This is a genomic window from Methanolobus sp. WCC5 (genome assembly GCF_045690325.1).
GTDB lineage: Archaea > Halobacteriota > Methanosarcinia > Methanosarcinales > Methanosarcinaceae > Methanolobus.
The window spans coordinates 1,516,526-1,537,856 of record NZ_CP146981.1; the positions used below are offsets into that span (position 1 = coordinate 1,516,526).

The following is a 21,331-nucleotide window of genomic DNA, read 5'->3' on the forward strand; positions in this document are numbered from 1 at the left end:
AAAAACTATTATATAGCCACGGTGACCTAGATGAGTGAAAATGCGATTAGATATCATGGGGATTCTAATACTTACGTTGCCCGTAAGAATACATATTTTGAAGATGATGTTAATATAGACGGCAATTTCATGGTCGGGGCCGGGGCCAATTTCTGGAAAGACCTTAATGTAAAAGGGAAACTGGAGCTTGGAAAAGGAAGCTTTGTGAAGGGAAACATAATAGCTGATGAGGCCCTGATAGGTGCAAGATCTGAGCTAATGGGTAATATAGAAGTAGCCGGGGACCTGAAGGTCTTTGATTGCACTGTTATCAATGGCTCTGCAATTGCAGGAGAGGAAATGCTTGTTCGGCCCGGCTGTAAACTCCGATTTGCAAAAGCCAGCAGAACAATGGAACTTGTAGGCAAGGTCAGCATAAAAGAGATAGAATCCGGAACAAAGGTTATCGTGCGTTCTGAGTGAACACACATACTTTCACTTTGTCTGTTCTTTTATGAGGGTCTTCAATATCCTGTCACGAAGAACATTGGCCTCAAGACTGGTCCTTTCACGTGGCCTGGGAAGGTTTACCGGGATAATTTCTTTTATCTTACCCGGGCGGGCGCTCATCAGGACGATCTTATCTGCAAGGAAGACCGCTTCATCCACACTATGGGTCACAAAGAGTATGGTGATATTCTTTTTTTTCCATATCTCAAGCAATTCCTGCTGGAGTATATTGCGCGTCTGGGCATCCAGTGCCCCAAAGGGTTCGTCCATAAGAAGCACGGAAGGTTCATTTGCAAGAGCCCTGGCAATGGCTACCCTCTGTTTCATACCGCCTGAGAGCTCATATGGATAACTGTTCCTGAATTGAGTGAGCCCTACCAGTTCAAGATATTTCTCTGCATCTGTACGGGCATCTTTCTTTTTTACCCCGCGCATGACAGGACCAAAGATAACGTTGTCTATAACCGTTTTCCATGGGAACAGGGAATATTCCTGAAAGACCATGCCCCTGTCAGGGCCCGGTCCTTTGATAACTTGGTCATCCAGGAAGACTTCTCCTTCATCGGGCATGTCCAGACCGGACATTATCCTGAGCAAGGTGGTTTTACCACAGCCTGAAGGACCTATGAAGCAAACGAACTCCTTATCATCAACCTCAAGGCTCACATTATCCAGAGCAAGTGTGGAAGTATCCTTGTCCTTTGCAAACCTGCGGGAAACATTTCTCACTTTTACCTTTCCCATTTATATCACGACCCCTTTGCGCCATTTCAGGAGTTTGCCATCGACATAATGTCGCAACAATCTGTCTATGAGTAATCCCAAAAAGCCCAGTATTATCATATATACCAGCACAAGATCCATGTTATGCAGGTAATAATGATGCCATATCTTATAGCCAAGTCCGTTCCTGCTAACACCGAACATCTCCGCAGCTACCAGACACATCCATCCAACACCCATGGCTATCCTGATACCTGCAGCAATTGAAGGCAGAGCGGAGGGAAGAGCCACATACCGTATCAGTTCACGGTTCGTGTTACAACCCAGTACCTTTGCAGCCTCCACATAGACCCGGGAAACGCTCTTAAAACCGGTAAAGGTGTTAATTATGATAGGAAAGACAGCACCTATGAATATAAGAAAACCGGCTGCAAACGGATTCAGACCTATCCATATGATAGCAAAGGGGATCCATGCAAGTGGAGGGATAGGACGTATGATCTCTATCAAAGGATCCACTACACGGTCAATTGTACGGAACCAGCCCATTATCATCCCCACCGGGATACCAATTAAAAGCGCTGATACCAAACCTATGAGAAAATGCATTAAACTGTAAATAAGATCGATTATCAGAACAGGAAGCCTGACATCAGGGCCTGTGATAATACCAAACCTGGCAAGGATATCCATTACTAAAACCGGAAACTGAAAATCAATACCCAGTATACTTAATTTAGCATCCCTGGAAATGATATCCACAAATGCAAAGGTAACATCAGTAAAACTTGGCAGATAGAACTTGTTCTGCACAAAGAAAACAGCGATTATCTCCCAGAGTATTATTGCAGCAAAGATGGAAATTATTTCCATACTTTTGTTGCGTATTGCAGAAGAGAATGCGGACATCAATTCTACACTTTTTTGAGTCAGTTCCTGCAAATGTTTTTTTATCATGTCGCCTCCGGTTGCTGAGTATAATGAGCTTTGGACAACAATAGAAATGCCTGCTTATTATTTAAGTTATTTTCAAAAAAGGAAAAAAAAAGGTTATTGATCCAGAGCATTGTAAAAGCTCAGATCAAAGATATCATCCTGTGTAAGAGGAGTGTTTATGTATCCCAGTTCGTACTGAACCTGCGCATACTCCACTGTAGAATTGACTATCAGGTTAGGATCTGCTATCCAGGAACCATCCCAGTCTTCAAGTGACTTCTTTACAAGTTCTACATCCCATTCCTGGTCAACGGCATATATCTGTGCTGCTTCATCCATGTTCTCAGCATTGTATTCTGTAGCACGTACATGTGTCTGCACAATTTGCCGGACTATGTCGGGGTGTTCCCTTATCAGATCACCGCTTACTGCAACAACACAACACGCATGATCCTGAAGCATTTCACCGGAAGAGACAACTGACCTTCCGACCCCATTGTTTTCGATCATTGCAGGGGCAGGGTGCGGGAGGAATACTGCATCGACCTGACCTGCAGTGATAGCAGTCATTGCATCACCAGGACCCATGCCGATTATCTCTACATCTGCTTCCGGGTCAAGCCCGTTCTCCTTCAGCCAGTTCCTCAGAAGAGTGTCCTGTATGGTTCCAGGAGGAAAAGTTGCGATCTTAAATCCTCTCAGATCTGCAGGAGTTTCATACGGATGATCATTATGCACTACAATATCTGAGCCCTGTATCTGGACGGCTGCTACGATCTTTGCATCCAGACCACTTGCTAGAGCTGCTATCACCGGTGCGGCACCTACATAGGCAACCTGTATATCTCCTGCAAGCATTGCCTGCATTTCAGGTGCACCTGTTGGGAAAAGACGGTCATCTACAGTTTTTACTCCGTAAGGTGCAAGATCCTCAGCCCACCAGCCTTTTTCCCTTGCAGTGATATATGCTATCTGATGAGTGCTTGGCTGGTAACCAAAAGTAATCTTCTCAATAGTGTCTGCCTGTTCTTCCTGTTCGGTAGTCCCCTCTGTGCATCCTGAAACGAACACTGCCAGTATCAGAACAGCGACAAAGAAAAAAGTGGAAGCTACTTTGAATTTATTTTTATGATTCATATTATTACCTGTGTTTTGTTCGGATAATCTGGAAGCATGACCCTATATATTATATATATTTCCACATTTCATACCAGAGATAACCCAAAAGTATTAATCTCTAATGTATCTTAACCTTAAAAGGATGATTTAACTTGGAAGAATGTAAACATAAGGTGTGCGGAGATGAGCGCTACTGAGAAAATAATAGATGCTGTTTTTGAATCGGACGAAGATTTCAGGAAAGTACTTTCCAGTACCATAAAAGAAGAACTTAATATGAATGTGGCAGAATTTGCCGAGCATGCAGACATCCCGGCAAGTACCCTGTATAAGATAATGTCTGGAAAAAGAGAGCCAAATGTCAAGACTCTCCGGCAGATAATAAAGACCGTAAAGAGGCTTGAGGGATCTGAAAAGGGTGAGTTTATCGCAGTAATTGCTGCCAGGCCGGTACTTGACAATATCAGTGAAACAAAAAGGAAGATATGCGGAAGCCTGTGTACTATCAGGGAATACTCGGCAACTTCCATGGAAGAGGCAATAATTGCTGCGGTGCGTGCTGAAAGGGATGGTGCCAAAGCCCTGGTGTGTGCACCTATAGTAAGCCCTACTGTGGAGAAAATATTAAGGATACCCGTTGCCACTATAATGCCAAAGAACAGTCTTCTTGAAGCTATAGAGGTTGTGGCAAAGAAAATAAATTGAAACCCTGGAACAGCCAGGAAATATCCTAAAAACAGAAAGTAAAAAAATAAAAGGTTAGCGAAGGTTTCCGACTAACTCTTTTAATGCCTCGATAGCCTCGGCGACTTTTGCCTGTGCAATTTCAACGGTCCAGCCACCTGCTGTGAACAGATAAGCAACTCCGCCTACTGCTGCCAGCGCAATTGCTCCAAGGACGTACCACACAGTGCCTGAGTTCTCAAATACCTCATAAGTGGTACTAAGGCCACCGACCTCTACCTTATAGGTCCCGGGTTCCTGCTCTTTATGTTTGAACTCAATGGTAGTGGATTCCCCGATTGCAAGACTCACAAGCTGTGAATCAACCACAACATCATTGATCTTAAGGTCCACGGTGTATTCACCGGCTGCAGTACCTGTGTTGGTTACATCCACAGTGATGGTAGCTTCTTTGCCCTGCCTTATTTCAAGAGGTGCTATTCCCAGATTGCTGAATGAGAATTTAGCAGCAAGTTCATTCACCCTCAGATCAAGCTCTGCATCCACCATTCCTGATTTTGTTGCCTTCAGTTTGTGAACTCCGGCTTCTGTTGCAGTATAAGTTACAGTACCGTCACTGCCTGTAGTACCAATGGACCTTCCATCATAGGTAACCGTTGCTCCTGATATAGCATCCCCGCCAATCGCCTTGATCACAAAGATTGTCATGGAAGTACCTTCGTATACCTCAGAAGGTGATACTTCTATGCTCATCTTTTTGGTCTCATCATCCTCTGATATGACAACAAGGTCTTCAGCGCCTGATGTGTAACCTGTCTTCTCAGCAGTGATCTCGTAGGTCCCTGCTTTTGAAGTGGTGTAATCCAGCCTGCCATCGTCTCCGGTTGTTCCTATTGTTGTTCCTTCTGACTTAACTGTGGCACCACTGATCGATGCACCACGGGCGGTCACCGTGATGGTCACTTTTTCTCCTTCGATAACTGTGGAATCACTCAGATCGACATTAAGTGTCTGGGAAGGTGCTGTTGTTACCTCCACGGCCGGATAATAGCGAAGGGTACCGGAATCTGCAACCCGCAGGACTATGTCACCCATCAGTGAGATATCCCTGTCCCTGTTAAGGGAGATTGAGTTCTCGTTCTTCATCACAATGGAGTTGCCAAAACTGGTGATCTCCATCTTATCATAATTATCCCCGCTCTCAAGGCTGACATAATCCTCAGATATCTGGAAGATCCCCTGAACGAAAACAGCATTTGATTCCCTTCCACTGAATACCTCATTGAAGTGGATTACGATAAGTGGTACATCATCGGCATCACCAAGTTCGACCTCATATACATAATCCGAATCTGCAGATACAATGTCAGTATCAACTTCATCCCCATCCTTGTATAGTTCGATGAGGACACTTTCACCATTTGTATCCACTTCCACGATATTCAGGGTGTATCCCTCTTCCAGGACCAGGGATGAACCTGAATAGACTGAGATCTTATCATCATCATCCAGCAGGACTTTGGACAATTGTCCGCTTGAAATGAGACTTAGCGCAGAAGCACCATCAAAATCCGTGCCTGCGGTGTAGCCTGCAAAGTACTTCTCAGCCATGAACCCTATAACATTGAACTTGCCCCACTCTGAATGCTCAAAATCAACAGATGCAGGAGTGCTTGTATATACCAGACCATTTGCGGGAATTGTCCTTCCTGAGATGGATTGTAATTCAAGGGACTCGGTCTGTATACCCTCATCGATATCATAGTAGAAGCCCTCAAAGTTCAGCGGGTTCCATGTAAGAAGCTGCGCACCTTCTACAACAGTACCGCGGAGTTCATAGGTTCCGGGATCTGACATGTCCACATATGGGGCGAACCTGAGATCATTATTATCTGCAACCAGAAGATTTATCTTACCCATAATAACTACGTTGCGTCCCTTTGAGAGAGAGATGGTCCCGTCGTTTTCCATTTCGATCATTTCATCACTTATTGATGTGATCTCCATGTTGCCAAAACTTTCCCCGTCATCAAGTTCAAGATAGTCGTCAGATATCTGGAAGATGCCCTGCACGAATACAGCATTTGATTCCCGTCCGCTGAATATGTTATCGAAGTGCACGGCGATAAGTACGACGTCATCTGCATCACCAACATCGGTCTTATAGACATAGTCATCTCCGCCAGAGATCACGTCACTGTCCAGCTCATCACCGTCCTTGGTAAGGGTAACGAATACGCTGTTACCATTGATATCGACCTCAACTATGTTAAGAGCATAACCTTCTTTCAGCGTGAGCGATGAGCCGGAGAATATGGACTCTCTCTCATCATCGTCTATCAGGATCTTTGAGAGCTGGCCTGAAGACATCATGCTTAGCCGGTCAACGCCATTGATAGTTGTATTGATTGTGTATGCTGCAAAGTATTTCTCTGCCATGAAACCAATTACCTGATATTTACCCCACCCACTGTGCTGGAAGTCTGTTTCAACAGGTCGTGTCTGGTAAACAATGTCCCCGCTGGAAAGTGAACGGTCAATGTTGTAAATTGTCATGGTCTCAGAACTTAAGCCCGACTCCAGGTCATAGAAGAATCCTGAGAAGCTCTTTGCATCCCATATATATTTAACATTCGACTGACCTGCGTTCTCATCCCAGATACGGTTGCCTGTGAAATAGGTTTTTGAACGCACATCCCATATCCAGCTTTTGGATACCGTAGAAGTAGAATTTGAAGCCTTTACGGTTACATTATAACTTCCGGCGGATGCATCGGATTTTCTAAATTCTGCACTTGTAGATGAAGAGTTGGTCTGTACAAGTGAATCATTGATATACCATTGGATATCAGATATCTTGTTTACAGTTATATCAAACAACTGAAGATCGCCCACTACAGTTTCAGGATTCGATCCTGGATTGAAATCAGTAATGCTCAGGGGAATATCTGTAACTGTCCAATCCCACTTTTCCTGATCGTCACCGTTTGCATTCTCTGCAAATACTGTGAGGTTGTGAGAACCCTGAGGAGCGGAATTGAAAGTATATGATGATGAAGCTACAGAGTTATCAGTTCTGAGAATAGTGCCATTCATGATCCATGTAAGATTTACCGGCTGGTCTATTGTAACTTCAAATGTCCTTGAATCACCGGTATTATCAGAAACAGAAGATGATGACGGATCAGAGAGGGTTATCGAAGGACCGGGAATTGCTGTCACATCCCATGTCCAGACCTGGTCAGCAGTTCCGTTTACATTGCTTACGGTAGCTTTTACTTCATATGTACCTGCAGGTGCAGTACTGTTGATGTAAGTTGCAGATGTCTGTGAGCTGTTGGTTTGAACTAGATCTCCATCTATATACCAGGTGATACCTGCTATCTGGTTTGTGTCTACCGTAAATATCTGCGGGGTCCCAACAGTAGTATCGGGATCAGAGACAGGTGAAAAGGAATCAATAGATAAAGACTCGTTCACAGTCCATGTCCACTGGAACTGAGATGACAGAGAAGTTGTTGTGTTCAATGCCACTACAGTGACATTGTGAATACCTGCGGATGGACTGCTTGAATATGAGTCACTGGTCTGATTAGTTACAGACGAAACAGAGGAGCCATCGAGATACCAGGTAATATTTGTGGTTTCATTTACATTTACACTGAACTCCTGTGGCAGTTCATCTGTAAGATTTGTAAACGATGCACTTGCCGGATTGGGAGTGATCACAGGTGTGGCACTTCCCATACCTATGATCAGGAGTAAAAGTGATCCGAATAAAATGAATTTAAACTTATTTCGCATTCTAAACCTTCCTTGAATTAAATTGAATTAAATATCGTAAACTAATCCTGCCTAATCTTAATCCCCTAATTGTAGATAACCTTTTCGATTTATCGTCAGGTTTTCCCCGTTACGGCACATCAGGCCAATACCAACTTCCCGGGCGACTACTTCGCCTATAACATTTAAATAACATGCGCTTTGGGCAGCCTCAAGCATACAGGAGGAGACCGTGAACAACAGTTCGAAATCCCCGCCCGTGTAAAGTGCTAATTCTGTAAGTGATCCAGGATCAGATGTGACGAATTCAGAAACCTCCTTCTGTATCGGAAGAGATGCTTCATCAATCCTGAAACCCACCTCATTGAGGTCTGCAAGATCATGCAGGGACATGGCAAGACCATCGCTTGTATCCATCATACATGTAACGGCACCTGACTTTGCAAGCTTCATTGCCTCATTGACACGGGGGATAGGTGTGAGCAGTTTGTTGAGAAGACTGTCAGGAATATCAATATCATTTTCAATGGCATGAAGTGCGGCTCCGGCAGAGCCTGCAAGACCTGTCACACAGACCTTATCACCTACCCTGGCACCTTTGCGGGTCAGCAGTTCTGACTTTTGTACCCGTCCAAGTGCTGTGCCGGTAATAGTCAGCTCATCATGGGTGTCAATATCCCCACCTATTACGGAAGTACCGCAGAATCTGGCACAATCGTCCATCCCCTTGCAGATATCTTCGACAAATGAAAGATCGGTATCTTTGGAAAAACCCATGGCTGAAAGAAAACCTACTGGTCGCGCACCCATTGATGCCACGTCACTGAAATTGACTGCAGCAGACATCCAGCCTATTTGCCAGGGATTCATCTGAGGTGGAAAATCCGTTTTCCGGTGCAACATGTCCGTTGTTATCACCATACAATCCTCATCGGAAATATCGATGACAGCACAGTCATCGGTCCCCGAACCAATGAGAATATCAGGATTACAGCCGGTATTAAAGATATCCGATATGCGTTTTATAAGTGGACGCTCACCGATCCCGGATACAGGAATAGGTCTGTTCATATGTAACCTGCTATTTTGATGTCATATATATAGTTACTTAACATTTGCAGAGATTCCTTCCAGATGATGAAGTAATAGAACGTGCTGAGAGTAAATAAATTTTGTTAATGTATAAATATCAGCGCTGTTCATGAAAATAAAAGGAAGAAGCAAAATAAAAAGCCAGGGGTTACCTGCGCAATCTTCTCCCTATCACCAGAAGGCCTCCTCCAAGAACCGTTAAAACGATCAACAGAGGCAGAAGATATCCCACAAGAACTATCAGTGCATTTACCATTGAAATAAAGCCCCTGACAGATTCGGATACTGCATCCCTGATACCCCATGAATGTGCAATAGGACGTGGTTCTGTGACACGGATGTTTATCGTCGAGTACTCTATCCTGTCTTCAAGATAGTTCAGCCTTCCTGTAAGGCTCTCAATTTCACCGCGCACCCTTTCAAGTTCCTTTTCAACATTGAGAACCTCCTCAACTGTCCCGGTCATATCAAGTATCTCCTGAAGGCGTGTCTCCTGTCTTTTGAGATTGTCCAGGCGTGCATTCACATCGATGTATTCTTCAGTTACATCCTGGGCATTGACACTCTTACGGGTAACTTCACCAAGCCCCTCCACCTCATCAAGGAACGAAGGATACGCAGATTCAGGGATCCTGACGGTTATATAGCCTTCCTTATGGGAGTCTGAACCGCTGTAATACGAATCATAGACAGATGAACCTGATACATAGCCGCCTGCTGCAACTGCCATATTCGATATCATATCCACACCTGATGCGGCATCATTGACCTGTATGGTCATATCAACGGTTGTTATTGTCCTGCGCTCCACAGATCCGGAGGCAGCGCCACCATAATCTACCCCGCCACCTGTTACCTTTCTTGCAGAAGAGTCATCATAGGCTTCCTCGTACTCTATAGCAACAGAATCCGCAGATTGTGAATAGCTTTCGTCTTTGATTGCCATGCATCCGCTGATCAGGGTAGCCATAAGTAAAATCAGAATTACTGAAACAGATCTTATCTTCATTTAATCACACCGCTTATATTATGATTGAATGAATGACAGGGAAGTATTAAAAAATTGTTAAAACTTCAAATGGATTCGAAGTTAACCTTTTCGTTACCTTTCTCTTTTGTCCGTACATAGATGTTATCGAGAAACTCATGGGCAACATCAGCCAGCCCAAGAAGTTCATCTCTGCTTAATGGTTTTTTGTCCCTCAGGGATCCAAGCAGGGAATTTGCGGCAAATCCCTGCTGGAGAACGTAGGTGACAGCCTGCCTGGCTGTGAGTTCATTAATGGAACATGCAATGTTACGAACATCATCAGCACTTCCCATGAAATCACGGATAATGGTTGTCCTTAATTCAAGTCCTATATCATTCCCCAGGACCAGATCAATGGACTGACACACTTTTCCCATTGCCACCCCGGGATCAATATGGATATCAGTGAAATCCATACAACCAATTGCCTTAGCATAACTTTCTGCATCATCCAGAGGAGCTTTTACATCGATAAAGAACTTCTCCACAAGCCGTTCTTTGATCAGTTCAGCCATTACATGAGGATAATGGCCATTGGTATGAATGCCCACGAGAAGACCTATCTTTTTTGCATATCTTGCAAGATGTATCACAGCATCCTTCTGCATCAGGGGTTCTCCACCCGAGAAAACCACACTGCTGACAAAAGGCCGGGACTTCTTTATCTCTGCTTCAAGAACAGATGCATCAACCATATTGTGCTCAAAAAGAAGCGCATGGTTCTGGCAGTAAGGACACCTGTAAGGGCAACCACGTAAAAATAAAACAATTGACACCTTTCCGTGCCAATCTACCGTTGATATGGGAACCATGCTCCCATAATTTACTTTCATGGATAACAGGGTCAGATCATGTCTGAGGAGCTATAGCGCATCCTGTCTGCCAGTTCCTGCCTCTTACCATTGTTCCAGCCGCCAACAGCCTGCACATAGCCTGTTACCCTGGACATCTGCTCCACATGCGAGGAACCACAATTCTCACACTTTTCCTTCAGGCCGGACATCATGTGGAAATCATCAAGACATACTGTCATGTCCTTGGTGAAGGCAAAGTAACCTATCTGGGTGTTCTTTGCGATGTTCATTGCAAACTCCTTAAGGCCCTTTGCATCAGGAGCACCTTCACCCATCCAGATGTGACAGATGTTTCCTCCATCAACAATAGGGAAGAATACATGCTCGATGTTGATCCTGTCAACAAGTGATATATTTGCACCTGGTGGTACATGAGTACCATTGGTGTAGTAGACAGGAAGATCAGTTGTCTTTTTGAGGTTTGCAAGAGCAGCTTCCTTGTCACCCTTTACAACTTCAAGCACACAATCCCTGTACTCATCATGGAGCATATCGGATACGGAGAATCTCTGGCCCGTCGTCTCGGCAGGCGTGCGTGCAAGAGCAATTTCCAGGCCATGCTTCTGGCTGAGCTCATGTGCATACATCTCCATCTCAGTCATTACCCTGATTGCAAATTTGAATGCATCCTTAGACTCATGTATCTGGGAGCCGGTGTGATACTGCACCATCTCATTGATACCTATAACACCTATTGTACACACAAGTGCATCGATATCAACTGCAATGGCTCCCTTCTCCCCTGTGACAGGGTCCTTTGGCCTCTGGGTTGCAAAGGGCATCCTGTTGTTCTCTATGATGTTCTCCATCCAGCTGCGCTTTGTCTTGAAGAGCTTTATGCACTGGTCCATGAGGTTCCTGAGGTCTGCAAACAGAGCAGAGTCATCCCCATTTGCCCTGTATGCAGCTCTTGGGCAGTTAAGGGACACTACCTGCCAGGAACCCATTGAGAAATGTTTTCCATCTTTGAACAGGAGTTTGTCATCAAAGCTGTCATCTGCATCAGCATTTGCTGAGAACTGATATGCACAGCATTGATAACAGGAAATACCCTCGCCTGCTCCCCTGTATTCAGGCAGCTGATTATCGAAATACGGAGTACCGAACTTTGCTGCAAGTTCAAAGGTCATGTCGTAGAGTTCCTCATAACCCAGAAGGTCAGGATGTGCCTTGTTAAAGAACTCATCTTCTTTCATGAAGTCTGGCTCTATGGATATCTCTGGCTTAGGGAAATTGAAAGGTTTGCCCCAATTGTCACCCTCGATCATTACATCCATAAGCGCCTGGAAAGATAGACGGACCTCACGCTCGAACTCACTGTAGGTGCGCTTCTGCGTACCATTTGTACCATCGTGCACGCGCCCCTTGTAGACAACCGGCTTGTCCTTCCAGAGTTTTGGTACACCCGGGGACAACTGTACGGAGGAGAAAACCACCTGTCCACCGCGGGCTACCATCATCTGGGTCATCTCATACACGAACATCTGCATGAGCTGCTTTATATCATTGTAACTCTTGCCCTCAAAGTACGGAGCAAGGAATGTGAGGAAATTATAGAATCCCTGGCCTCCTGCAAAGTTTGTCTGGGCACTTCCCAGGGCCTTGACAGCATGGAGTATTGCTACCTCTGCCTTCATTGCAGGACCGGCCACACTTGCCTTGGCACCTGAACCATCCGGCATGAGACCATAGTAGAAGAAATACCTGAGGTCCCAGTCCTGGCAGAATGCACGGGTTCCGAGGTATTCGAGGTCATGAATGTGGATATCACCGTTAAGGTGCATGTCGGCTATCTTTGGCGGGAGCAGAAGCAGGTACTGTTCCTTGGAGATCTTGTCTGCCTTCTTCTTGTGGGAAGTCTCGGCATTCTCCTGGAGGTTCGCGTTGTCCCTTGCCTCAAAACCGCTTCCAAGATCGATTTCACAGGCATCGTACACGGGGGTACCTATCCTTGTAGAGATGTTCCTCCATTCAACATGTCCCCTCTGGAGAAGTTCCATGTTTACGATCTCCCTTATAAGAGGACCGGAAAGGAACTTGAGATCCATTGATCTGATGCGGCGCTCAACTTCTTTTGCAATATCATGTGCCTCGTCTTTCTCAATGCCGGGCTTGCCATGGAACCTCTCTGCAAGTTTTGTCTCCTTGAGCAACTGATTGACAATAACGCTACGGTCCCAGTCTACCATATGCCCTGCTGTTGTACGCACCTTTGGCATTATAGAGATAGTATGCCCGTCAAGTGTCTTCTGTAGAGCATGCTGTTTTGTGAATGCTGTCATAATGGTATCTGTCCTCTGGTCTTCCTCTGAGCGAACCGGAAGGTCATTTCCCTGATCTGCCTTCTTGAGTTCTATTTTCTCTTTCATATTGGTAGCACATACGTCCATCATTCCCACCTCTTTGTAATCCCACTAGATTATGCTGCCCAATGCTTCAAGGTTCACTTCAGGACCGTTGAACAGTTCCTTATGAGTTAAAAACTCATCGCCGATCTGGAGCACAGGGGCAGTCATAGTGAAAATACCATTGAATTTAAGTTCGGTCAAAGCTTCGGGAGTAGACATATCTGCAGTTGCAAAGGAAACTCCCTTTGATACCAGTACCTTTTTGAGTTGCTCGCATTTCGGGCAAGTCTTTGTTGTATATATTACCACTTCAACCATTTTCTCGCGTCCCTTCATAGTATATAAATAAATTATTATATTATTGCCATTCCGGAGAGGAACAACAATGCCAATTAAAAAAACACATTCAATTGGCATTGTTATAATAGTTACCTTTTTCACCGGATGGTAAATTATACAAATGACCTATAGCTTAATAATGCTTTTTCAAACTGCATTTGAATATACAATAGAGAATATTACAACATATAAGATATCAAATATGAAACAAACATGATAATATATAGTAATCATATATTTTACCAGATATTCCACTGGAAAACCCAGCAATTAATGTTTTAAGGTTACCTGCAATTCAAACAACAAAAATGATAAACACCATTGCCAAAAGATGTATATCATGAGTCCTATTATAGCACATATCCCCACTGAGAGGTGTAAAAGATAAACGAACAACTGAGTTCCGGATGCAAGCCCATTGATGACATGCTGGGCGGAGGATTTGAAGCAGGCGTGGTCAGCCAGATATTCGGCGAAGCGGGTAGTGGTAAGACAAATCTGTGCCTGCAGCTTGCAGTGGAATGTGTTAAAAACGGTAAGAAAGTAATATATATAGATACCGAGGCCATCTCCCCTGACAGGTTCAGGCAAATAGCAGGAGAGAATGCAAAGGAGATAGCTCAGCACATCATCATCTTTGAGCCTCACAATTTTGAAGAACAGTACGCAGCTGTCAAGGAAATAGAGAAGCTCGTCTCAGACAGGATAGGTCTTATACTTATCGATTCTGCAACAGCTTTCTACAGATTCGAGCTCGATCAGGAAGAGTCAAGCATAAGGACCAGAAGGGAGCTTTCAAACCAGATAGGGTTCATACATGCCATAGCCCGCAAACACAGGATAGTAGCAGTCATAACAAACCAGGTTTACAACGACATCACAACCGGTGCGATGCGGCCAATTGGGGGAAGTGGCATAGAACACATATCAAAGACCATCATCCAGCTTGAAAGGACCGGCGATGGGAAAAGGCGTGCAAAACTCTGGAAACATCGCTCACTTCCCGAGGGAGGAACATGCGAATTCACCATAACCGGCGAAGGTGTCCGATAAAAAGAGACAACATGACCTTGACAAAACAAATACCAAAAATACCAGTTCATCCCCTTGCTATTGTAATAAAACCCGTATGTCCCACCTTTGTTGTTGAAGGCCGGGTGCCTCTTGGGGAGAAGGATATCTCACGCTCTGTGCATTCGATGGTCATCACATCATAGAAATGTGCAGCTTCAATGGCATCACGTATATCTTTTGTCTGCTCAAAGAAAGGAGAATATGTAGCAAGAAAACCACCCGGATACATCACATCCTTTACATGAGGAATGACATCCTTTGTGTTCTGGGTGTCAAGGGTTATTAAATCGAACTTCTCATCGAGCTTCTTTATCTCCTCGACAATATCACCGCAGCGAAGCTCTACATTATAAAGACCAGCACTTTCTATATTTTTGCGGGCGACATCCACGAACTCCTCTCTGACCTCATAGGTCACCACGCGTTTTGCTATGGATCCCATGTACATGGCAAGTATACCTGAACCTGTTCCTGCGTCCAGGACAACGTCATTCCTGTTGACCCCGGTATATGCGAGAATCATGCCTATGTCTTTGGGCATCATGGGAGCACCGGTCCTCCTGGCATGACGGAAGAAATCCGGCATCTTAGGCTTCTGGAGAATGAACTCCTGGCCTTTGTGAGATACTACGATATCACCGGGCATCTTTTCCATCAGTTCGGACAGGTCCACAACTCCAAAATCCGTGTGCATTCTATCATCGCAGACCTTTACAATGAATTCCCTGACCTTGCCCCTGTGGGAGGTCTTCAGCAAAACCAATTCACCTGCTAACATTATCTTACACCTGTTGAACGTTTTTTTGATGCATACCGGTTAGAAGGGATTGTAACCATATCCCTCTTGATGGAATGCCTGAGTTTTGAAAGATGAGAAAACATTTCATCGAATTCAGGGCGGTATGCTTCTGCAAGTACTTCTGCATATCCGACCCCTTCCCATGTAAGCACATATTCATAACTCTGCCGGAAACGGCCATCTTTTTCATAGTAGCGGAGATCTTCATCGACTATTCCCATGGCAACAAGCACCTGTATATCCTCAAACACCTTTTCGCTATAAGGAAAACCGTACCTTTCATGGAATGAATAATCAAAAAGATTTCTGAGTCTTTGGAAGCTGCTGAGTTCCCGTATAGTACGATATAACCACGTTATATGCCTGAGGCGTGGTATCGAGATAAAGCCTTGCTTCTCATCAGCGAAAATTGTATGCACCGCATAGAAGAGCAGTATTATGCCCTCTATTGGCAGATACTGGTCCTCGCGAGTGAAATTGAGGAGCCGGGGAGACAGGTCATCCACCACCCTGCGAAGCTCTGAGAGCACCGCAGAACAATCTGTTTCAAGGACCACATCAGGATGTGAGAATGCGGTAAGTGAAAGCTGGCGCGATATTGCACGGACCAGGCCATTGGCAAGCGCTGATTCGTCATAAAAGAAACCATCCTCATCATCCATTGCAATGCGCATGCTCTTGGGAACCCCGGAGGCTACCGTCAGGTCTACAAGCACATCTCCCAGTTCCCGGGCAAGTCTGGCCTCAAGCCTCTTTGTGGCCAGACCATGCCTGGCAATGGTGGATAGGGCCATTCTTGTGGAGGGCCTGAGTATCTTCTGGCTAAGCCTGGCAACCGGCACATAAAGCCTCCCATCACGCAGATCATCCATTAACATAATAGACTTTTCAGATGCATTGGACCTGATGAAGTTTAACAGATCGTTATCGTTGTATTCAGTAAAGAAATGAATGATCTCATCCTTTGCCGCATCCGGGCCGTAATTGTTCCTGAAACGCTCGAGTGCATCCTCAAGTGAGCAGAGCAGCATAACCCTGGCAGCCTGTGTTCCCGGATTATGGATAATTGCAGTGTAATGATGAGCCCGGGATATCAGAAGAGACTCTGCGGCAGTTAATGCCATATCGTTCCCATAGGTGGATCCATCGGAACTTCCCAGTACTACATTCCCATCCTTGATCATGAGACTTCCGATTATCTGGTCAACGTCTACGAGTCCGAAAGAGACACCTGTATGATACGAATCCCGCAGGAGAAAATCGATCCTGTCAGCATCCACGTCACCTGCAATGATCTGCGCAAGACAGGGTTTTGATATAGAGCGTGCATCCCCGGTTGCTATATTTGAGATCTCATCAAAGAAGTCAAAGGGATCCGCAGCAAACTCTGATTCCACATACCTTCCAATGTAATTGTCCTGTGGGAGTATCCTTGAGATAATATCTTTTGAGAAAGCTTCGTGTCTTATGAATTTCTTCCCCAGGATATCCGGCTGAAGATGAGGATTACGCTTGAGCACATTTTCCACTGCATGCGAGAATGCCGAATGTCCCACATCATGTAAAAGACCTGCAAGCCTTATCTTGCGTATGTCATCCTCCTCCAGTGAAAGGGAGCGACCGATTACTGAGGCCATATGCATGGTGCCTATACTGTGTTCAAAACGTGTGTGATTGGCACCTGGATATACATGGTCGGCTAAACCGAGCTGCTGGATGTTCCTGAGCCTTTGAACATGCTTCGTGTTCAGGATCATCTGCTCGAAATCATCAACGATGATGGTCTTGTGGACAGGATCATGTATTATGAGAGGTTTTTGCATTGGGTGCTATTAGGAGAGAGGAGTATATAAAAGAAAGGCAAAAGGTGCTCATACACATTTACCAGGCCAGCCAGTACCCACAACCTTTACATTTTTATCCCGGTTCATACATCTAAGGAAGCAGATAGCATGAGAACCATAGACTGGAATGATGACTCCAATTCAATTGTAATGATAGACCAGACACTCCTTCCTCTTGAATACAGTATCATTGAATGCAAAACCCTTGCCTCGCTCTGTGAGGCGATAAGGTCCCTGCGCGTGAGGGGGGCTCCGGCCCTTGGAGCTGCCGGTGCATATGGTATCGCACTTGCCGCAACATTAAGCAGTGCAAACAACATGGATGCCCTGACAAAGGACCTGCAGGTAGCCTCAAAGACAATAAAAGCTACAAGGCCTACTGCCATCAACCTGGCATGGGGAGTTGACAGGACAATGGATGCCATATCGGATGCATTCGGTCTTGACAGCATAAAGGATGTGGTACTTTCAGAAGCAAGGAAAATAGCTGATGAGGATGTGGAAACTAACAGAAGACTGGGCAGGCACGGGGCAAAGCTGCTTGAGGACGGTGACACTGTCATGACACACTGTAATGCGGGCAGACTGGCATGTGTTGACTGGGGAACTGCTCTTGGAGTCATCCGCTCTGCTGTGGAAGAAGGTAAGGATATCAAGGTCATTGCCTGTGAGACCAGACCGCTTAACCAGGGCGGCAGGATAACAACCTGGGAACTCATGCAGGACAATATAGACGTGACGTTGATTACCGACTCGATGTCAGGGCATGTCATGAGCAGGGGTATGGTGGACAAGGTAATTGTGGGCGCTGACAGGATAACAGGAGATGCGGTTTTCAACAAGATAGGCACCTACACGCATTCAGTGATTGCGAAAGAGCACGAGATACCCTTCTTTGTCGCAGCCCCCTTATCCACATTTGACCCGGACAACTGGGAAGATACCGTGACCATAGAACAGAGGGATGCAAACGAACTGCGCTTTTTTAAGGATCTGCAGATAGCACCTGCAGATGTAAAGGTATATAACCCGGCATTCGATGCCACTCCCATGGAGAATATTACGGCTGTCATAACAGAGAAAGGAGTGTTTTATCCACCATTCCTGCTGGACGAGCTTCTGGCCTGAGGCACAGTCTTTTAAACCATGAAAGACATGAAAGGGACAGATAGATTAATAATGACCATTATATCAGGTCATAAGTATTATTTGAACAGTTGAATACGGAGATACAATGACTAAGAAGAAATCCAGTGGTAGCGGCTTGATGTCATCTGCAGGACTTATGAGATATTACGAAGCCGACAAAAAAGCAGTGCATATAAACCCAAAAACCGTAGTCATAGCCGGTGTGGTAATCGGGCTTGCTATTCTTATGTTAGAGGCTAATTTCGGAAGATGGCCACTTCCGTAAAGCCACAATTATTCTTTTTAGCGGCCTTTAAAAAATATAATGCATCAGGAACGCATTTCCTTGATAGTTGCACATATCCTTCTGCAGTGATGGGTCTTTGGTGCGCTATTGTCAATAAGCACCCTGCCACGGCCTTCCCACCAGCTGCGCGGGTAAGCCTTGTCCGCCTCCGCCTCAGGATTAAGGCCCAGCTTCTGCGCTGCAAGAGTGATCTCATTAATGGTGGGAGACTCCACAGAAGTCCTTCTGGAAACGATGCGCCCATGACTGCGGGACTTTGTTTTATCGATGTACGCAGGCCATATGACCAGTTTACCCCTGTCTTTCATCAACATATCCAGTACAATAAAACTCATTCAATTTAAATTTGCCCTGAAAAGACGGACAAATACAGGATTACAGGGATTACAGGCATGGATAAGACTTAAGTATAGCAAATGCCGCCTAGTACCTATGATAGATACCCCACGAGAGATAGATATTGAACCCGAGGTTGAGGATTTCATCCGTAACTCTAAAGGCGATTACCGCCTGTGCACAACCTGCGGAGGGCCGGCCATCGTTCCAGTGAAGATGAGCATGCCCAAGAATTCTGATATAAAGGTGAATATAGGTGGCAACACACTGCATATATCCAGAGTGCAGGCAAGATATATCAGACGGATAGAGATGGGGATGCTGCTTAGTTACCTCAACTATTGTAAAAGGAACGGGCTTGAAGGGTATTAACACACAAAATCGCAATCTTACCGATGAGCACCTGTCATGCCTGCATCACCCCAAGTCTCTTAACTAATTTCCTTTTAACTAATGTCCTTAATACTCTTCATCAAGGGATTCATTTATGTTCCTGAGAACTTCGGCAACAAGCAGCTGGACCTCAGTAGCATGCTCTTGCGGCACTTCACTCCCTTCGGTGTCCATGAGTTTCCTTATATCCTTTACCATCTGATGGATCATGGAGATCATCTCTTCCTGAGTGATCAGTCCTGCATAATAGGAATAGAAGAAGGTAGTCCCGCTTCGTTGAACCTTTTTCTTGAAGGATGCCCTGGCATTTGAGACTTCCTGCCTTGAATATGCCTCATCCATGAACGGAACCATATCCGGGAGATTCTCACCTATCCATGTCATTTCCGAATGATTGGAAAGGTTCTTAAAATCCGCACACATACGGGCAATTACCCATTCACGCGCCGTAAGATGTGTGGTCCCTTTAAGGAACCTGGTTACATCGGAATAACTTTTGTTATCCATCTTTTTGAATTTGCGATATTTGTTTGCAGGCATTTACTCACCATAAAATAAGGATACAGAAGATAAGCAATATAGTATTGCAGCCAGTGTACTACATTCTTATGCATTCCAACATATTTAATAATAACCAGTACAATCCAAGATTTTATGAAGATACTCATCCCCACAGACGGTTCTGCATACTCTTCAAATGCCGCCAGGGTAGCAGCAAAGATAGCTTTGAAACATGATTACAGCCTGATAGTACTTCATGTGGTACCTGACAAAGGTTTTTCAAGGAAGACATGGCAGAATGAGGGGGCTGAGAATGTGGTTTCTGCGATAGTGGACATACTCGTCAGTTCCGGCTGTGCAAGGGAAAGAATTGAAATACTCATAGAGGACGGCAGTGCTGCGGAAAAGATAGCTGAAGTAGCTAAGAACAACGGCGTGGACCGCATAATCATTGGCACCCAGGGCAGGAACGGAATTAAAAAGCTCATGGGTTCTGTCACAGAAAAAGTACTACAGATATCAGATGTTCTGGTCCTGGTGGTACCACCAAATTATACTGCAGCTTGAGGCGGTGCAGACTGGTACTCGAAAACAGACCCCTACGAATTCATATGTATTTTGTGCTTTCTTTTTATGCTTTCTTTTTATGCTTTCTTTTTATGCTTTCTTTTTATGCTTTCTTTTTGTGTTTGATATTATTGCACCTCAATAACTTTTGTCAGCAAAGCCTTTCCTGAGCGTACATCCTCCATGGAGAAAACTTCCATGTTGTATATTCCTCTATAGCCTTTGAGTTCCCCCAATACATGATAGTCAATGAGTCCTGAACCGGGAGCCAGATGCTCATCACCGTCGTATTGTCCGGTCCGGACCCCACCGTTGTCATGCACATGCACATGGACCACATAAGGAGCAATCGTCTTTGCAAAATCACGGAGTGCCAGATTATTCCCACCACATGTAAGGTTCGCATGACCTATATCAAAAGTCACACCCATGTTTTCAGAGTTCACTTCTTTCACGGCACGTACAAGTTCTTCAGCGCCACAGCACATATTACCTGTAGAGGTACCTTCCTTGTTCTCAAGCCCAAGCATCACGCCACAGTTCTGCGCATATGCAGCAAGGATCCTTAGATTGGATACCATTTTGTAAAAGCTTGTTTCATAGTCATTTCCAGACCTACCGGGATGCAGGACAACTGCCCTTGAACCAAGTCTTGCGGCAAGTTCAATGGATTCCCTGACAAGACGGAATTCCCTGTCACCCATGTTTGCCGTATCGACAACCACATCTTTAGGATATGTAGGGGCATCTGCAAAATATGGAGCATGAACAGAGGTCTGCAGATCGGTAACTGAAAGTTCGTCCAGTATCCTTTCAAGGATATCTTTTTGAAGAATGGAGTTCCTGTATATGCCAAGTTTGGGCATGTAAAGTTCAACTGACTGCAATTCGGCAGCAATCTCGGAAAAACTGCCGGCAAATGACGAAGCACCTAAGATCATGGTTAATGGGTTATGGCAGGAGTTGATAATACTTTTGCTTCTTT

At 45.0% G+C, this 21,331-nt stretch carries 21 protein-coding genes; 7 read left to right on the forward strand and 14 right to left on the reverse strand.

Translation table 11 applies throughout. The features are described from left to right. The first annotated feature begins 30 nt into the window (after positions 1-30). A complete protein-coding gene (locus V7O64_RS07195) occupies positions 31-462 on the forward strand; it encodes a polymer-forming cytoskeletal protein (protein WP_407354754.1) in 432 nt (143 codons plus the stop codon). A 12-nt stretch (positions 463-474) separates the two neighbouring features. Here V7O64_RS07195 and V7O64_RS07200 read toward each other — a convergent pair whose 3' ends face one another. The 3 genes from V7O64_RS07200 to V7O64_RS07210 all read right to left on the reverse strand — a co-directional run bounded on the left by V7O64_RS07200 (position 475) and on the right by V7O64_RS07210 (position 3,285). Then, complete coding sequence (locus tag V7O64_RS07200) at positions 475-1,233, reverse strand: ABC transporter ATP-binding protein (protein ID WP_407354755.1); 759 nt, start codon at positions 1,231-1,233, stop codon at positions 475-477. Continuing rightward, positions 1,234-2,169 carry an ABC transporter permease gene (locus V7O64_RS07205; protein WP_407354756.1) on the reverse strand — a complete coding sequence of 312 codons (936 nt, stop codon included), beginning with the start codon at positions 2,167-2,169 and terminating at the stop codon, positions 1,234-1,236. 93 nt (positions 2,170-2,262) lie between these two features. Beyond that, entirely contained in the window at positions 2,263-3,285 is a 1,023-nt protein-coding gene (locus tag V7O64_RS07210; RefSeq protein WP_407354757.1) for an ABC transporter substrate-binding protein, read from the reverse strand. A gap of 165 nt (positions 3,286-3,450) precedes the next feature. Between V7O64_RS07210 and V7O64_RS07215 the strand changes: the two genes are divergently transcribed. Next, a complete protein-coding gene (locus V7O64_RS07215; RefSeq protein ID WP_407354758.1) occupies positions 3,451-3,972 on the forward strand; it encodes a helix-turn-helix domain-containing protein in 522 nt (173 codons plus the stop codon). Between the two features lie 54 nt (positions 3,973-4,026). Here V7O64_RS07215 and V7O64_RS07220 read toward each other — a convergent pair whose 3' ends face one another. The 6 genes from V7O64_RS07220 to V7O64_RS07245 all read right to left on the reverse strand — a co-directional run bounded on the left by V7O64_RS07220 (position 4,027) and on the right by V7O64_RS07245 (position 13,376). After that, a complete protein-coding gene (locus V7O64_RS07220) occupies positions 4,027-7,755 on the reverse strand; it encodes an S-layer protein domain-containing protein (protein ID WP_407354759.1) in 3,729 nt (1,242 codons plus the stop codon). A gap of 57 nt (positions 7,756-7,812) precedes the next feature. After that, entirely contained in the window at positions 7,813-8,805 is a 993-nt protein-coding gene (gene thiL / locus V7O64_RS07225) for a thiamine-phosphate kinase (RefSeq protein ID WP_407354760.1), read from the reverse strand. Between the two features lie 169 nt (positions 8,806-8,974). Next, positions 8,975-9,835 (reverse strand): DUF4349 domain-containing protein, encoded by an 861-nt coding sequence (locus V7O64_RS07230; RefSeq protein WP_407354761.1) that lies wholly within the window; start codon positions 9,833-9,835, stop codon positions 8,975-8,977. Between the two features lie 65 nt (positions 9,836-9,900). Further along, positions 9,901-10,689, reverse strand: a complete 789-nt coding sequence (locus V7O64_RS07235) for an anaerobic ribonucleoside-triphosphate reductase activating protein (protein WP_407354762.1) — start codon at positions 10,687-10,689, stop codon at positions 9,901-9,903. An 11-nt stretch (positions 10,690-10,700) separates the two neighbouring features. After that, positions 10,701-13,100 carry an anaerobic ribonucleoside-triphosphate reductase gene (nrdD, locus tag V7O64_RS07240; RefSeq protein WP_407357288.1) on the reverse strand — a complete coding sequence of 800 codons (2,400 nt, stop codon included), beginning with the start codon at positions 13,098-13,100 and terminating at the stop codon, positions 10,701-10,703. A gap of 24 nt (positions 13,101-13,124) precedes the next feature. After that, positions 13,125-13,376 (reverse strand): glutaredoxin family protein, encoded by a 252-nt coding sequence (locus V7O64_RS07245; protein WP_407354763.1) that lies wholly within the window; start codon positions 13,374-13,376, stop codon positions 13,125-13,127. Positions 13,377-13,793: 417 nt separating this feature from the next. On the opposite strand from V7O64_RS07245, the gene radB reads away from it, so the two are divergent. Further along, positions 13,794-14,450 (forward strand): DNA repair and recombination protein RadB, encoded by a 657-nt coding sequence (radB, locus tag V7O64_RS07250; RefSeq protein ID WP_407357289.1) that lies wholly within the window; start codon positions 13,794-13,796, stop codon positions 14,448-14,450. A gap of 46 nt (positions 14,451-14,496) precedes the next feature. On the opposite strand, the gene V7O64_RS07255 is transcribed toward radB, so the two are convergent. After that, positions 14,497-15,249: a tRNA (adenine-N1)-methyltransferase gene (locus V7O64_RS07255; protein ID WP_407354764.1), complete on the reverse strand. Its 753-nt coding sequence runs from the start codon at positions 15,247-15,249 to the stop codon at positions 14,497-14,499. After that, positions 15,249-17,093, reverse strand: coding sequence for an HD domain-containing protein (locus V7O64_RS07260; RefSeq protein ID WP_407354765.1), 1,845 nt, complete (start codon positions 17,091-17,093; stop codon positions 15,249-15,251). Before V7O64_RS07260 ends, V7O64_RS07255 begins: the two co-directional genes overlap by 1 nt. Before the next feature lie 129 nt (positions 17,094-17,222). Between V7O64_RS07260 and V7O64_RS07265 the strand changes: the two genes are divergently transcribed. Together V7O64_RS07265 and V7O64_RS07270 are read left to right on the forward strand one after the other, a co-directional pair. Continuing rightward, the gene (locus V7O64_RS07265) at positions 17,223-18,242 is read left to right on the forward strand and encodes an S-methyl-5-thioribose-1-phosphate isomerase (RefSeq protein ID WP_407354766.1); all 1,020 of its coding nucleotides are present in this window, start codon (positions 17,223-17,225) and stop codon (positions 18,240-18,242) included. Positions 18,243-18,348: 106 nt separating this feature from the next. Beyond that, a complete protein-coding gene (locus V7O64_RS07270) occupies positions 18,349-18,528 on the forward strand; it encodes a preprotein translocase subunit Sec61beta (protein ID WP_407354767.1) in 180 nt (59 codons plus the stop codon). A gap of 44 nt (positions 18,529-18,572) precedes the next feature. Here V7O64_RS07270 and V7O64_RS07275 read toward each other — a convergent pair whose 3' ends face one another. Continuing rightward, on the reverse strand, positions 18,573-18,857 hold the full coding sequence (locus V7O64_RS07275) for a signal recognition particle protein Srp19 (RefSeq protein WP_407357290.1): 285 nt from the start codon (positions 18,855-18,857) through the stop codon (positions 18,573-18,575). A gap of 124 nt (positions 18,858-18,981) precedes the next feature. On the opposite strand from V7O64_RS07275, the gene V7O64_RS07280 reads away from it, so the two are divergent. Then, positions 18,982-19,257 carry a hypothetical protein gene (locus V7O64_RS07280; protein WP_407354768.1) on the forward strand — a complete coding sequence of 92 codons (276 nt, stop codon included), beginning with the start codon at positions 18,982-18,984 and terminating at the stop codon, positions 19,255-19,257. Positions 19,258-19,344: 87 nt separating this feature from the next. On the opposite strand, the gene V7O64_RS07285 is transcribed toward V7O64_RS07280, so the two are convergent. Next, complete coding sequence (locus V7O64_RS07285) at positions 19,345-19,818, reverse strand: DUF5806 family protein (RefSeq protein ID WP_407354769.1); 474 nt, start codon at positions 19,816-19,818, stop codon at positions 19,345-19,347. Between the two features lie 114 nt (positions 19,819-19,932). Here V7O64_RS07285 and V7O64_RS07290 point away from each other — a divergent pair, with 114 nt between their 5' ends. Further along, the gene (locus tag V7O64_RS07290; protein WP_407354770.1) at positions 19,933-20,346 is read left to right on the forward strand and encodes a universal stress protein; all 414 of its coding nucleotides are present in this window, start codon (positions 19,933-19,935) and stop codon (positions 20,344-20,346) included. 128 nt (positions 20,347-20,474) lie between these two features. Here the strand turns inward: V7O64_RS07290 and V7O64_RS07295 are convergent, their stop codons facing one another. After that, the gene (locus tag V7O64_RS07295; RefSeq protein WP_407354771.1) at positions 20,475-21,287 is read right to left on the reverse strand and encodes a sugar phosphate isomerase/epimerase family protein; all 813 of its coding nucleotides are present in this window, start codon (positions 21,285-21,287) and stop codon (positions 20,475-20,477) included. Between the last annotated feature and the right edge of the window lie 44 nt (positions 21,288-21,331).